We start from the raw sequence: 15,620 nt of genomic DNA, 5'->3' as shown, positions 1-15,620 counted from the left end.
CACCAACAAACCTAATAAACTTAAATTCAGAAGGTTTGAAGAACTCAGTCACAGTCACATTACCTAAAACACAGTCACCAGTGTTGGTAACAGTAATATTAAACGCAACAGTGTCGTTTACAATAACGAAATCTGTAATGTTTAAACTTACTTTTTCAACAGTCATGTTAGGTTTATAAGCGGTAGTGTTGTTACTTGCTGTGTCAGTTTGGTTTCCTGTTTCATTAGTAGTTAGATTAACTGTGTTGATTAAAGTACCGTTAACTAATGCCTTAAAGATAACAGTGAAGTTGACACATTCATTTGCAGCTAAACTACCTTTATATGTGAAAACATTACCATTTCTGGACCATTTATCCTGATCAGTGTAGTTAACAAACTGTAATTCAGTTGAATTGAAGATTTCAGTAACTGTAACATTATGTAAAGTAACATCATTTGTATTATTTACAACAATTACAAACTGAACTTCCTCTCCAACGTAAACAGTCTTGTTTACTGTCAACTTATCAATCAATTTAAGAACTTTAGTTTCATTCCTTGCTTGGAAAGTCTTGTTTCCTGTTTCATTAGTTGTCACATTAACTGTGTTGATTATGGTACCTGTAACTAGAGTTTTAAAGATAACTGTTAAATAAACGCTTTCATTAGTACTCAAGCTACCATTATATGTGAAAACATTACCATTTCTAGTCCATTGAGTATGGTTAATGTAGTCAACTAACTGCAATTGAGATGAATTGAAGATTTCAGTAACTGTAATGTTATGTAAAGTTTCATTAAATGTATTATTTAAAACTATTACAAACTGAACTTCCTCACCAAGGAAAACAGTACTGTTTAATGTAATCTTTTCAACCAACTCATGAGGTATGACTCTAAATGAGGAACGGTTTTCAATAGCAGTGTAATAGGTACTTTCCCTATAAATTGCCTCAACAGTATAATTTCCTTTTTTCAAGCCTTGAAGAAGCAATGTTGTAGCACCATAAATGTCAGTCTTATTAATTTCAGCATATGTGACATTTTTTACTACATTACCTCCTTCATCATAAACAATAATTCTGATAATTTGATTGTTTTCGAAAGGATATTGATAGATGTCCTCACCGTCATGGCTGTTTTCAGGTCCCATTACAGGGTTTATGTCTTCGGCTGGAGTATGCTTAATGATTTCAGTACCATTCACAGCATAGAATGGGTAGCTGATGTTGTTTACAGTAACATCACTTTCCTGATTATAAATTGCATTAGCAATGTTGTCTCCACCTTTATGATAAACGATGATTGTAATGTTTTCGCCCTCATAAATTGTTGCGATGTATTTAAAGTCTTCACAAGAACAGTTGCATTTACCTTCACTTGAACAATTTCCAGAGCAGCCACAGCCACATTCGCACTCATCATAACTGCTTGCACGGATGACATCAATCATTCCATTGGCCCGCATAGAATCTAACATTCTATTATGTACACTATTCATAGTGTTTTCACGATTCCGTGTATTATGACTTGAACAATTGCAGCTGCAATTGCAAACGCCTTTCACAGTACAGTTAGCTGTACTGTTCCACCTGTCATAATCAATGATTAACAGATAGGATTTAGCCTGATTGTCAAAGAAACTTGAATCATGAACCCTTAATGTGGAATCCTGTACATATATTGCAGAACCATTTGTAGCAGTGTTATATGTAAAGTTACCTTGAACATCAATGTTATCAGAGTATGAAATGTGAATTGCTCCACCTTCACCTCTGTCCCTGTCGATGTCTCCGGTAGCATGGTTGCTGTAGAATGTGGAATTTTTGATAATTAAATCGTTGGCATACATGATTTGAGCAAAACCACCATTTTCTGCAGTGTTGTTGAAAGCATAGATATCTTCCATGTAAAGATTTTCACCATAACATACCATTGCTCCACCAGTTTCATCTGCTAAATTGGATGAAATGTTGTTGTGGGTGAAATTGGTGTTTGCCCCTTGTATCGCCATAGCTCCTCCGGAACTGTACAGTGGAAATTCTTCACTGTTGTGAGCTTCGTTAAAGGTGATGTTGTTGTATGTGAATAAACTGTTATCACCATCAATAAAGATAGCACCACCCATATATGCTGAATTTCTGGAAATGTTGTTGCCTGTGAAGTTACTGTTACTTCCATCAATGGCTATTGCACCTCCTCCATTATCAGCAGTGTTGCCAACAAGAGTACAGTTTTTAACAACGTTGTCATCACCTGCAACATAGGTGGATCCACCTAGATAAGCATGGTTATTTACTGAAGTAACATTCTCAAAGACATTCTCGTTTCCTCTGATGTAAACAGCACCACCCTCTTTGGTAGCGTTACAGTTGGACAAGGTCACATTGACAAAAGTACAGTTGTCACCTGCAACGTCCAAACCACCACCACGAATATCAGCAGTATTGTTGTTCAAATCAGAATTTTTAACAATAATGTTGTTACCTTCGATAAATGAAGAACCACCACGTTCCGCATGGTTATGAATGGAAGTAACATTGTCGAATACTGTGTTGTTACCCTTAACGTAAACAGCACCACCGTCCTTAGCAGCGTTACAGTCGGACAAAGTCACGTTAACGAAAGTACAGTTGTTACCCGCAACATCCAAACCACCACCATTTATAGTAGCACTATTGTTGTTCAGGTTACAGTTCTTAACAACAACTTCATTTCCTGCAATGTATGATGAACCTCCTTCCTGAGCAGTGTTGTTAACGGAAGTAACATTGTCAAATACGGATTTATCACCTACAACATAAACAGCACCACCTAAAGTACCTGCTTCGTTGTTGGATAAACTTACATTGAGAATTTGACAACCTTCACCACCGCCAATGTTTAAAGCTCCACCTCTTAATGTTGCGGAGTTGTTGTCCAGGTTGGAATTTTGAACTGTTACATTACTACCACGAATAAATGTGGAACCTCCACGATAAGCGGAGTTGTTATTTGAGTGAACATTATCTACAAGGATATTGTTACCCACAATGTCAAATCCACCACCTAAACCGGAAGTCTCGTTTCTGCTTTCGTTGAAGATAGCTCTATTGTTATTAAGCTCTCCGTCTCTAACGATAATGTTGGTACCGTTAATGAATGCAGCACCACCACGTTCAGCAGTGTTGTTATCCGCAATGACATTTGTCAATGTAGTACCATTTGAATTAACGTAAATAGCACCACCCATTAGACCTGCCTTATTGTTGGATACACTTACATTTTCGATAGTACAGCCGTCACCTGCAATATTAATACCACCACCACGCAATGTAGCGGAGTTATTGTCCAGGTTACAGTTCTGAACGGTTACATTATCACCACGGATAAATGAAGAACCTCCACGATAAGCGGAGTTGTTGTTTGAGTGAACATTATCTACAAGGATTTTGTCACCTACAATGTCGAATGCACCACCTAAACCGGAAGCATCAGGATTGCTTTCGTTGAAGATAGCTTTATTGTTGTTCAATTCACCGCCTTTAACGATAATGTTGGTACCGTTAATGAATGCAGCACCACCACGTTCAGCAGTGTTATTGTCCGCAGTAATGTTGGTCAATGTAGTACCATTTGAATTAACGTAAATAGCACCACCCATAAGACCCGCTTTATTGTTGGACACGTCAACGTTTTCTATTGTACAGTTGTCTCCTGCAATATTTAAACCACCACCACGCAATGTAGCAGTGTTGTTGTCCAGGATACAATCTTTGATAACGGTATTGTCACCACGTACAAATGTTGATCCTCCACGATATGCTGTGTTGTTTACGGAAGTAACGTTGATGAATTTACAGTCATTACCGAATACGTCGATTGCACCACCGATACCTGAATTGTCAGGGTCGCTTTCATTGAAAATAGCTTGGTTATTACTGAATGTTGAATTTGAAACAGTAATGTTATTTCCTTCAATGAATACTGATCCTCCACGGGCAGCGGTGTTGTTGAGTGAGTCAATTTCATAAATGTTTAAATTATCGGTTTTGATGTATACTGCTCCACCTTCTCTGTCTGCATGGTTATTTGACACTTCAAGGTCATAGACTTTACAGTCATCACCAGCGATGTCGATTCCACCACCTCTACCAGAACCTTCAGTTCCATTATAAAGTGCTTTATTTCCATCTAAAGTACAGTTGTGAACTTCAGCGTTGTTTCCTTTAATAAAAGTAGAACCTCCTCTGGCAGCAGTGTTGTTGATGGATGTTACATTGGTAAATGTTGCATCATTACCTCTAACGTATACAGCACCTCCTTCGGCACCGGCATAATTATCGGATACATCAACATCGTATACAGTACAATTGTCACCTAAAATGTTTAGACCTCCACCACGGAGGGTAGCGTTGTTTCCGTCAAAAGTACAATTGTGAACAACAGTGTTGTTACCTTCAATAAAGGTTGATCCACCAAGATTTGCAGAGTTGTCGACAGAGTGAATATCATGAACATTTAAATCGTTGGATTTGATGTACATAGCTCCACCTTCACCATCTGCATGGTTTTCTGAAACATCCAGGTCATAGACCTGACAGTTTTCACCAGCGATGTCCAGTGCACCACCTCTACCGGAACCCTCAGTTCCATTGGACAGAGCTTTGTTTCCGTCCAGGGTACAGTTGTGAACCAGTGCGTTATCACCTTTAATAAATGTTGAACCTCCGCGAGAAGCGGTGTTGTTGACTGAGAAAACATCCTCAAAGGTTGCACCGTTACCCAATACGTAGACTGCACCACCGTCAGTGCCTGCCCTGTTGTTGGATACGTCAACATCATATACCTTACAATCGTTACCGAAAACGTTGATACCTCCACCACGCAAGTCCGCAGTGTTGTTTTCAAGTGTACAATTGTGAATTGTGATGTTGTTTCCTTGAACGAAGGTTGACCCACCTAATTGAGCTGTATTGTTGACTGAATTGATGTCGTAGATGTCAAGATTACTACTTCTGATGTAGACTGCTCCACCTTCTCCGTCAGCGTGGTTGTTGGACACTTCCAAGTCGTAAACCTTACAGTTTTGACCAGCAAGGTCCAATCCACCACCTCTACCGCTTAATCCGGTAGAAGAAGAATTGTAAGCATTGTTTCCAACTAAAGTACAGTTGTGTACATCTGCATTGTCACCGTCAACAAATGTGGAACCTCCTCTGTTAGCGGTGTTGTTGAATGAATATACCTCAACAAATGTTGCATCGTTACCTTTAACGTATACAGCTCCACCATCAGTTCCAGCACGGTTGTTTGACACGTCAACATCGGTTACAGTACAGTTGTTACCCATAATATTGATACCACCACCTCTCAGGGTAGCGTTATTGTTGTCCAGGGTACAATTAGTTACTACAGTGTTTTCACCTCTGATAAATGATGATCCACCAAGGGAAGCATTGTTGTTGTTTGAAGTGACGTTGATGAATTGACAGTTGTCCCCCAATACGTCAATAGCTCCACCTCTTCCGCTTTCTTCAGTGCCGTTATAAATAGCACTGTTATGGTTGAAAGTGGAATTGGTAACAAATGTATTTGAACCTTCAATGTAGGAGGAACCTCCTCTTGAAGCAGTGTTGTTGTTTGAAGTTACGTTGATAAATTTGGAATTGTCACCAATAACCCAAATAGCTCCACCATCAGTTCCCGCATTGTTGTTGGAGATTACTGAATCCTTGAATGTACTGTCACTACAGAAAATCGCAAGTCCTCCACCTTCAGAAGAAGCGTTGTTGTTGACAAATGTACAGTTGTCCACATAGGTAATGTTCATCTTATAATAGTCAACAGCTCCTCCCCTGTCAGCGGTGTTGTTGATACATATACAATTATACATGTCAACTTCCTGAATTTCGAAAATGTGAATAGCACCACCTTGCGCTCGGTCATCACTACGTTGACCTTTTGCGTCGTTGTTGGTGAAATTTGAATTTACAAATTCAAGTACAAGACCATAAGCAAGACTTCTATCGGTTGCTACATCAATAGCTCCACCGTTACCGTCAGTAGCAGTGTTGCTGTCAAATTCTGAATCATATATGTTGAATGGTCCTCTTAAAGCACCACCATAAGGAGCGTGATTTCCATAAAATGTTGAATTTTTAACATCCATGACGGAATTACAGGACCAAACAGCTCCAGCACCATGGTTGATTTCATTGGTTTCACCATAAGCGGAGTTATTGATAAATGTTGAGTTTTCTATAACCCAATTGTGTCCTCTTTGATTCCTGATAGCTCCACCACTCACTTCACCGGTGTTGTTGATGAATGTCACATTACTGATTATTCCATTATCTGCATTTTCACCAATGTAAATAGCACCACCGTGTTCTGCGGAGTGACCATTAATTAAAGTCATATCCCGCAAGACAACATTATTGACATTTCCATTAATAGTGAATATACTTGATTTGTTTTGAGCATCCAAAACAGCACCATTCACACCAATGATTGATAATGGTTTATCAATCACCATTGTTCCTGAAATGTCATTGTAGTAGACATCATCCACCAGATAAAGTGTATCTCCAGGACTTGCCGCATCAATTGCAGCCTGAATGCCTGAAAAGTTGCCAGAAACTAAAGTGTATAACTTACCCCTTTTCATTAGGGACGGATTGTCCTGAGGATAAGTGGCATAAGTATAGTCCCCAAACGGAAGGTATGAATAATCATAGATGACCTGACCGTTTTCATCCGTCAGTGCTGTAGTGTTATTCACCAAGTTACCGTTGGAATCATAGATTTCAACAGTGACATTCTTATTTGCCAAAGGAAATATAGTGCCTTCAGATGCATTGATTGGAGTTTTGGTTTTACCATCCCAGTAATACAAATTCTCTTTTTCAATGCTGCCAGCAATGGCATTTCCCAAATCTACAGACAAAGTTATTGTTAATTGATTATTTCCTCCAACAACGGTCAAATCAGATGTTCCACCAAAGCTAGATTCTTCAATAAGTCCATTAGCACCATTGCTGTAAATATCGTTACCATTACGTTGAGCAGCATTATCTTCAAACATACATTCGTTTACAGTTAATCCTGCTGCAGTGGCATAAATGGCTCCACCATCCTCATTTTGAGCATGGTTCTGTGTGAAGTTACAATTTTCAATTTTGGCATTAGTTCCAGCAGCGTTAATTGCGCCTCCGCGAGCTGCTGTATTGCTGTCAAAATTACAGTTAGTGATTTGGGTATTTTCACCATTAGTACTAATTGCTCCTCCATTACTCCATCCATTTACAACATTGTTAGTGAAGTTTGAATCGGTGATAACTACATTATTACAGTTATTTCCTATGTTAATGGCAGCACCATTTTGATCACTCACATGACCATTAATAAAATTGATATTTGTCAAATTCACATCACCACTGGTAATGGAAAATATTCTAGAATATTCTTCTGCATCCAGAACAGTGCCATCAGCACCTACAATTGTTATAGGTTTATTGATGACCATATTTCGACGAATATCATTAGTATAAGTGACATTTCTCAGATAAACAGTTCCTCCTGATGGTGTATCAGCGATTGCACTTTCTATATCAGAGAATCTGTTTCCGGAAACAATGTTGTATAAATAGCCTTCATCCATTACAGTCTTATCATTTGTGTAATATGCCTTATAGGTATACTCTCCAAAAGGAATTTGGCTGTAATCATATGTGATTTGGCCATTTCCATCAGTTAACCCAGTGTAATTGTCAAATAAATTATTATTAGGGTCATATACTTCAACAGTGATATTTGAATTGGGTACAATAAATTTAGTTCCATCAGTCATGACAACGGGAACTTTGGATTCACCATCCCAATAGCTTAAATCATTTAATTCAGCATCTCCATATATAGAGTTGCCAAAATCTCCATTCAAAGTAAAGATTAAAGAATTGGCATCTCTGGAAACACTCAAATCACAAGTTTCTTCGAAACAGGAATCTGAAACTTTCGCATTTTCTCCATCAGAATAAATCGCACTACCCTGATTTGCAGTATTGCCTATGAATGTTACATTATTGATTTCATCATCATAACAATCCGATAGGATACTTATTGCTCCACCAAAGTTAGCAGTGTTATCAGTCATTTCACAATTGGAAATTGTAATGCTATCATGAGCGACATATACAGCACCACCATGGTTACTAGCTGAGTTTTGTGTAAAATTACACCCATCAACTGTTGAACCAAATCCTTCCAAAGTTATAGCACCACCACTATTTGCACTATTACTTTCAAAATTACAGTTAATGATTTGGGTGTTTGTTCCTTGTGAGTAAATTGCTCCACCCTCAGCATTTCCAGTAATTCGATTGTTTGTGAAGTTTGAGCCACTTATGATTATATTATCACAGCCTTGACCAATGTTGATAGCAGCACCATTCACATGTTCTAGCCTACCGTTAATGAAGGTAATGTTTGCTAATTCGACATTGCTAACACCATCATTAATGTTGAATATTCTAGAATAACTCTGTGCATCCAGAACAGTGCCATCCATACCAACGATTGTAATTGGCTTGTTGATAACCATATTAGCATGCATATCATTGGTATAAGTAATGCCTTTGAGATAAACTGTTTCTCCTGCAGGTGTTGCATCTATTGCATTTTGAATATCAGTGAATGTGTTTCCAGTTACAAAATTATATAATGGACCCTCATTCACTAAAGACTCATCATCTGTAGGATATGCCTTATAAGTATAATCCCCGAATGGGATATTACTGTAATCATAAGTAATTTGACCGTTTCCATCGGTTGAATCAGAATAACTTTCCACTAAAGTTCCTTGGGAATCACTGACTTCAACAGTAATCTCTTTATCAATTACGTTGAAATTTGTTCCGCTAGTGATTGCTACTTGAGATTTTGTTACACCATCCCAGTAATACAGATTGTTTAATTGAGCACTACCAGAAATAGCATTTCCAAAATTACCGGTTAGAGTAAATATTAATGAATCGCCTTCATGGGAACCACTTAAATCAAGTGATCCGCTGAAACTTGATTCTTCAATGACTCCATTAGCACCATTGCTGTAAATGTCATTACCGCTTCCAGGTGCAGTATTGTCATCAAAAATACATTCATTAACAGTTAAACCAGCACCAGTTGAATAAATAGCACCACCATTTGCATTTAGAACAGAATTTTCAGTGAAATTACAGTTCACAATTTGAGTGCCTTGAGCAGGGTTATATATTGCTCCACCATTGCTTTGAGCGGTGTTTCTTTCAAATTTAGAATTTGAAACTTGTGAATTAGAACCTTCTATTCTTAATGCACAACCAGCATTCCATTGTGTGACCCTATTATTTGTAAAATTAACATTATTTACATTAGAAGTTCCTCTAAGTTCAACAATAGCAACAGATCCACTATTGTAATTTTCTACAATGGAATTGCTAATTTTAACATCAGAAGCTGAATAAATAGCTCCAAATGAACCTCCGTTAAAATTACAATCATTAATTTCACCATTAGATCCTTCTAAATAGACATCACCAATATTTTGACCCCAATCTCCACGATTATTGCTAAAATTACAATTATCGATTTTAAGATTTGAAGCAGATGATTGACTATGTATTGCACCACCTCTTGTACCAGTACAGCTATCAAATGTAGAATATGATATGGTACAATCTGAAGCTTGCACTTCAATTGCACCTGAGGTCTGGTCGTTACCATGATTACCATTAATAAAATTAATATTTGTTAATGTAATCCCTGAGGCACTAAGTGTGAAAATCGCATGACCATTTCCATTTCCATTTAAAGTGGAAACAGCATTAGGATCGCCACTTGTTCCACCGTTAATAATTACATTTTTATTAACGTTTATTGTGAAACCTGATGCAGTGAAAGTATTTCCTCCTAGATATATTGTCTCCCCTTCAGATGCAGCATCAATAGCATTTTGGATATCCTGGAATGTTGAACCAGTTACATCTATATCAGTTAGAATGTCCCCCTCATTTGCGGCCTGCAGATTATCTTCCGCATGACCACTCGATTGCAGGTTCGTTATTGATTCTCCCGTATCAGTTACTGTAATATTATTCGTTGCTGAATCTTCCGATGCGCAAACTACTCCCACTAAAGATACGAACAAGAATAATATCAAAATAAATACAATAGTATTTTTAATCTTGATATTATCTCCTCCATTTGAATACAATTTTTTACTTACCCGTATAATAAATCAGATTTATCATACCAATTTAATCACAATTTATGATTAAATCATAAAAGAGCGCCTAAGATATCATTCCAAAGATTAAACATCAAATGAAAATGAAAAAATAGAACACTCTTTTACGAACTATATTTTAGTATATGAAAGTATATAAAGTTTTTATTATAATGCAAAATTGTAGATTAAATGTTAAAAAAATATTACAATCAAATAAAGTTTAAAAAATGTTTAAAGAAATCAGAAATATGCTGAAAAAAATAATAAAAAATAGTTAAAGGGAGAATTTACAATTCTCCATTGGCTCTTCTCTCATCCAAAAGTTTAAGTCCCAAGTCACCTAACTTGTACTTCTGAATCTTACCGCTTGTGGTGAGAGGGAACTCATCGACGAAGAACACGTATTTAGGCACTTTGTATCTTGCAATGGAACCGATGCAGAAGTCACGGATATCAGCTTCGGTGACATCGTCAAACCCGTCCTCCTTGATGATGAATGCGCCTACGATTTCACCGTACTTTTCATCAGGGATTCCTGCAACCTGCACGTCCTGTACGCATTCATGGGTGAAGAGGAATTCCTCGATTTCACGCGGATAGATGTTTTCTCCACCACGGATGATCATGTCCTTGATACGGCCCACAATGGAGTAGTAACCTTCCTCATCGACTGTCGCAAGGTCTCCTGAGTGAAGCCATCCGTCAGGCTCGATTGTCTCTGCAGTCTTTTCAGGCATGTTGTAGTATCCCTTCATGACATTGAATCCCCTGCACATTATCTCACCAGTTTCGCCGGGACCAAGTTCCTCACCGGTTTCGGGATCAACGATTTTGACCTCAATATTAGGGAACTTGCGGCCAACGGTGTTGATTTTCTTCTCGAATGAATCGGCAGCGTTGGTCTGTGTGAAACCCGGTGCGGCTTCGGTAAGACCGTATACACTTGTAATCTCCTTCATGTTCATCTTTTCGATTGCATCCTTCATGGTTTCAACAGGACAGGTGGAACCTGCCATGATTCCTGTTCTCAGTGAGCTCATGTCAAACATCTCAAACATAGGATGGTTCATCATTCCGATAAACATTGTCGGAACACCATAGATTGAGGTACATTTCTCTTTTTGAATTGAGGATATCGCAAGCAATGGGTCGTATTCCTCAAGAACAACCATGGTTGAGCCGTGGGTGATAACCGCCATCACACCTAAAACTGTACCGAAACAGTGGAACAGCGGCACCTGCAGGAGCAGCCTGTCCTTGGCGGTGTAGTTCATGTTTTCTCCGATGTAGTAACCGTCGTTTACGATGTTGCGGCTGGTTAGCATTACTCCTTTTGGAAAACCTTCGGTTCCTGATGTGTACTGCATGTTGATTACGTCATGCTGTGTAACGGAATCCTTGATTCTCTGGTATTCCTCATCGTCGTAGTTCATACCAAGGAGAATAAGCTCATTGGTATTGTACATTCCCCGATGCTTTTCCTGGCCGACATGGAAAATGAACTTCAATCTAGGGAATCTTTCAGCAACAAGATGGCCCCTTGCGCAGCTTTTAAGTTCTGGAACAAGCTCATTTATGATATCAAAATAGCTGGTGTCCCTGAACCCGTCAGTCATTGCCAATGCCTTCATGTCTGATTGCTTAAGCACATATTCCAGCTCATGGGACTGGTATGCTGTGTTGACTGTCACTATTGTCGCACCGATCTTTGCGGTTGCAAACATGTAGGTAAGCCATTCGGGAACATTCTTTGCCCAAATGCCCACATGGTCTCCCTTTTCAATTCCAATAGCCAGCATTCCCTTTGCCAGGTTATCAATTCTTTCATCAAATTCCTTGTATGTAAATCTTAAGTTTCTGTCCGGATAAACGATAAATTCATGGTCAGGCTGTTTTTCAACCATTGATTCGAAAAACTTTCCTAATGGAAGTTCTGTAAATAATTCACTCATAATAATTAACTCCTTAATTTTTTTAATTCAACAAATTTTGGCTCAAATAATAGTTTTGCAAATGCAACAATCCCAAATCACGAGTGAAAAATTTAATTACAGCATTGTCCTTTGTCATTTGTGATATTTCAAACATATTATCAAGCCCTCAATTATATTTAGTATGGAGTGTAGAGCACAGCAAGTATCTTTGCCTTGTCGTTGCCGCTAGCGTGCAGGTGGTGAGGCACTACTGAGTCATAGAATATTGTGTCGCCTTCCCCTATAGTGAATGTGTCCTTTCCATAGATTACTTCGATTTCGCCTTCTAAAACATAGATGAACTCTTCTCCTTCGTGAGATGAAAGTTCCTTTTCGCCTTCCTCAAACTCGATGTCGATTAAGAAAGGATCTATGTTTCTGTCAATCTTACCTGCGCCCAGTGAGTGGAACTCAAGGTTGGTTGCGTTGGTCACGTCTTCCCTTCCGGAGAAATAAAGTGAGTTTTCGGTTACGCCACCTCTTGTAATTACCGGTCCGAGTTCCGGAGTGTCATCCAGGAATGTGCCCAGCCTTACGCCTAATGCCCTTGCCATTTTTGTTAATGGGGTGAGGGACGGAATAACTTCTCCAGCTTCCATAGCCTGTAATACTTCAAGCTTTACGCCGCTTCTCTCGGCCAGGTCTTCAATTGACATGTCTTGTCTTTCTCTAATGTCTTTTATCTTTTTTGCAAAGTCTTCGTTTGTCATATTTTTCACTCAATTTTGAATTGTCACTTAAAAGATTTAAGTATTAATAACTATATTTTATAATATATTTAAAAGTATCCTAAAATTGGGAGTTTATTTAATTTTATGGAGATTAATTTGAAAAAAGTTATTGTTCATTCAAAAAAAATCATTGGATTTATGGGGAAAAATTGTTCTTGTCCCATGAAACTGCAGCGAAAAATGCATAATATTTTAATTTGAAAGTTTTAATATTGTAAAATTGCATTAAATCAGTGAAATTAGCCTAAAAACAAAGAAAAATAATAAATACTTCGAGTACAAACACTATAACGTAAAGAATTTTCCCCTTTCTTTACGATAAATTATGAGAAACATATTAGTTATGAGACAACTAAAATTGGCGGATAAGGTTGGAGCAATCCGGCCTTATTCTTTTTTTTTGATTAAGGGCTTTTTCACCAAAAAATTATTAATTGTAAAATTAAAAAATTATATACAAGGTGAAACATTGAAAAGAAGAACAAAAGTCATTCTAATTTTTTTAATTTTATTGGCTCTTGGTGCCGCAATGGCTTATGAAGAATACCATGACAAGTATGCTCCATACAAGGTACTTGCAAACAACGATTTAGGAACTGTTGAAAGACTTATTTACGGATGTGAAACCTCCGAAGAGACAATTGCACTAATTACAGGGATTCATCCAAGAGAAAAACTTTCAATAGACCCTGAAATTCAGGCGGCCATGGAATATGCCAACGGCCATTCCGAAGTCAATATCATACACTACCAGGTTAATGTGACAAAAGACGCCAATGACTACGACAAGGGAAGGGCCAATGGAGAAAAGCTTGTTCATGACTATGTGAATCCGGATGTGACAAAATCAGGTGCAAACTGCGTAATCATCAGCCATTCACATATGGAGGACTATGGCGAGGGATACTATCTTGCCACTCCAGAAATGGATGATGCCTCAGTGGAAATAGCCAAAAAAATCCATGCAACAAGCGACTTCGGATATTATCCGAAAACCGGCAAGGAGTCATACAATTCAACCTCAGCAAAGCTTGTCTCATGCCCGATTGCAAAGGCAGGATATCCGACATTCGTATATGAGATTCCCGAAAACATAACCGCACAGAATTCAACCGACTGGACAAAGGATCTCTTCGGCCTGATGGTAAGATATACAAGCTGATATTTTACCTGATTATTCCTGCTGCTTGCTGCTGTATTCAAGTAGCCTTCCGACATGGCGAGTTTCAAAGAACATGTCTTTTTTAGCCATGACTATGATAACTGTAACCAACGTTATCATTATTGTCTCCAGGCATTTTGTCTCTGGAGTCAACGCTATTTTCTCCTGCATGAAATTGACGAAGAAATGGAATATCATGCAAGCCAATATCGAACGGTCACTTTCAAGATAGACCCATGTAATGACAAATCCCATAGGGATTCCGCTCACGAAAAAATTTATCACATAAAGAGGATTCACCATAAGGCCCGCCTGATAGGTTCCCGGGATAAATATTAAAGGAAAATGCCATAAAGACCACAGCACTCCAAAAATCATGGATTCCCAAAACCAGTTCATATAGTTGCCGATTGAATCCTCACAGTATCCTTTCCATCCCACCTCTTCAATTATCGAAGCAATTGTAATGGTGATGAATGCTCCCGCTATTCCGACACCGGTAAAAGAGAAGTTTTCAGTGAGGGAAAACTGGTTAATTGACTGTCCGAAGAGAAGGGACAGCAAAATGGAACAGGCTATTATAATCGCAAATACAATCACGGCCCAAACTACGTTCAGCCATTTTACTTTGTAAAAGCCGACAATCTTATTCTTGAAGTCCCGCTTAAGTAGATCTGATCCTGAAGCCATGATGAAAACTGTAGACACAATAGCCGGTGCCATAAGGCCTATCAGCATGAGCAATGGACTGATGCTTTCCGGCAAAAAGATTGCAGGAATCCAAAATATCCATGTGAAAACATATGCCAGAGCAAAAAACAGAACCGGTTTATATTTGTATTGTCCAGTACTGCTCACTCGACAGCCTCCATATCGTTTTTATCAATCAGACCGTAAATGAAACTCATTGTTCCCTTTTGCGCCCCAAGAAGCTTTTCAGTCATTTCTATAAAGACGGAAATATCCTTTTCACTAAAAGTGCCTTCATTAAACGTGCCATCGCTGATGATTAGGAGCATCCTAACACGTTCAGGAATATTGTCACATTCAAAGATGCCTTCCTCTACTCCCTCCTCTATAACTTCAGATAAAAGTGGAGTGAGAACATCAATCAATTTTTTTCTGACTTTATGGTGCATCAACACATTTTCCGGCTGGAAAAGAGCGTTCTTTATGGGCTGTTCTGCTTCGCTAGGTTTTACTGATGCGAGTATCATGACTATTTTCTGCGGTACTGAAACATCCATTGTGATAACCTGCTCTGCCATTTCTTTCTCACTGTCAATCATCATGCCTATGACCTCTTCGAGCATCTGCTCCTTACTTTGGAAATGGTAGTAGTATGTGCCTTTAGCTATCTGCGCTTTTTCTATGATTTCGTCAACGCTGGTATTCTCATATCCCTGTGTGAGAAACATGTCATAAGCTATCTTCAACAACTCTTTTTTCCTTTTTTCTCCTTTTTTCATAATTTCCTCCATAAATAAACTATAAATTGGTTTTTATATTACAATTAACCTCATTTC

6 protein-coding genes are annotated in these 15,620 nt (G+C 38.4%); 1 reads left to right on the top strand and 5 read right to left on the bottom strand.

Going from position 1 to position 15,620, the window contains the following annotated elements:
- From ACJMML_RS08785 to ACJMML_RS08775, 3 genes are all read right to left on the bottom strand, one after another.
- The coding region (locus tag ACJMML_RS08785) for a hypothetical protein (protein WP_405306943.1) at nucleotides 1-10,213 on the bottom strand (10,213 nt) is incomplete at its 3' end.
- A 302-nt stretch (nucleotides 10,214-10,515) separates the two neighbouring features.
- On the bottom strand, nucleotides 10,516-12,180 hold the full coding sequence (locus tag ACJMML_RS08780) for an AMP-binding protein (RefSeq protein ID WP_405306942.1): 1,665 nt from the start codon (nucleotides 12,178-12,180) through the stop codon (nucleotides 10,516-10,518).
- Between the two features lie 158 nt (nucleotides 12,181-12,338).
- Complete coding sequence (locus tag ACJMML_RS08775) at nucleotides 12,339-12,911, bottom strand: cupin domain-containing protein (protein WP_405265873.1); 573 nt, start codon at nucleotides 12,909-12,911, stop codon at nucleotides 12,339-12,341.
- A 490-nt stretch (nucleotides 12,912-13,401) separates the two neighbouring features.
- On the opposite strand from ACJMML_RS08775, the gene ACJMML_RS08770 reads away from it, so the two are divergent.
- Nucleotides 13,402-14,094 (top strand): hypothetical protein, encoded by a 693-nt coding sequence (locus ACJMML_RS08770; protein WP_405306941.1) that lies wholly within the window; start codon nucleotides 13,402-13,404, stop codon nucleotides 14,092-14,094.
- A gap of 12 nt (nucleotides 14,095-14,106) precedes the next feature.
- Here ACJMML_RS08770 and ACJMML_RS08765 read toward each other — a convergent pair whose 3' ends face one another.
- Both ACJMML_RS08765 and ACJMML_RS08760 read right to left on the bottom strand, forming a co-directional pair.
- Nucleotides 14,107-14,952, bottom strand: coding sequence for a CPBP family intramembrane glutamic endopeptidase (locus tag ACJMML_RS08765; RefSeq protein ID WP_405306940.1), 846 nt, complete (start codon nucleotides 14,950-14,952; stop codon nucleotides 14,107-14,109).
- Nucleotides 14,949-15,563 carry a TetR/AcrR family transcriptional regulator gene (locus ACJMML_RS08760; RefSeq protein WP_405306939.1) on the bottom strand — a complete coding sequence of 205 codons (615 nt, stop codon included), beginning with the start codon at nucleotides 15,561-15,563 and terminating at the stop codon, nucleotides 14,949-14,951. The genes ACJMML_RS08765 and ACJMML_RS08760 overlap by 4 nt, the downstream gene beginning before the upstream one ends.
- Nucleotides 15,564-15,620: the final 57 nt, after the last annotated feature.

The sequence above is a fragment of the Methanobrevibacter sp. genome, assembly GCF_045130115.1.
Taxonomy (GTDB): domain Archaea; phylum Methanobacteriota; class Methanobacteria; order Methanobacteriales; family Methanobacteriaceae; genus Methanocatella.
This window is presented reverse-complemented; position numbering and strand designations above follow the sequence as displayed.

Excerpts from the sequence above, each read along its gene's own strand:
- ACJMML_RS08780 (WP_405306942.1), bottom strand. The coding sequence starts at position 12,180 with ATGAGTGAATTATTTACAGAACTTCCATTAGGAAAGTTTTTCGAATCA.
- ACJMML_RS08775 (WP_405265873.1), bottom strand. The coding sequence starts at position 12,911 with ATGACAAACGAAGACTTTGCAAAAAAGATAAAAGACATTAGAGAAAGA.
- ACJMML_RS08760 (WP_405306939.1), bottom strand. The coding sequence starts at position 15,563 with ATGAAAAAAGGAGAAAAAAGGAAAAAAGAGTTGTTGAAGATAGCTTAT.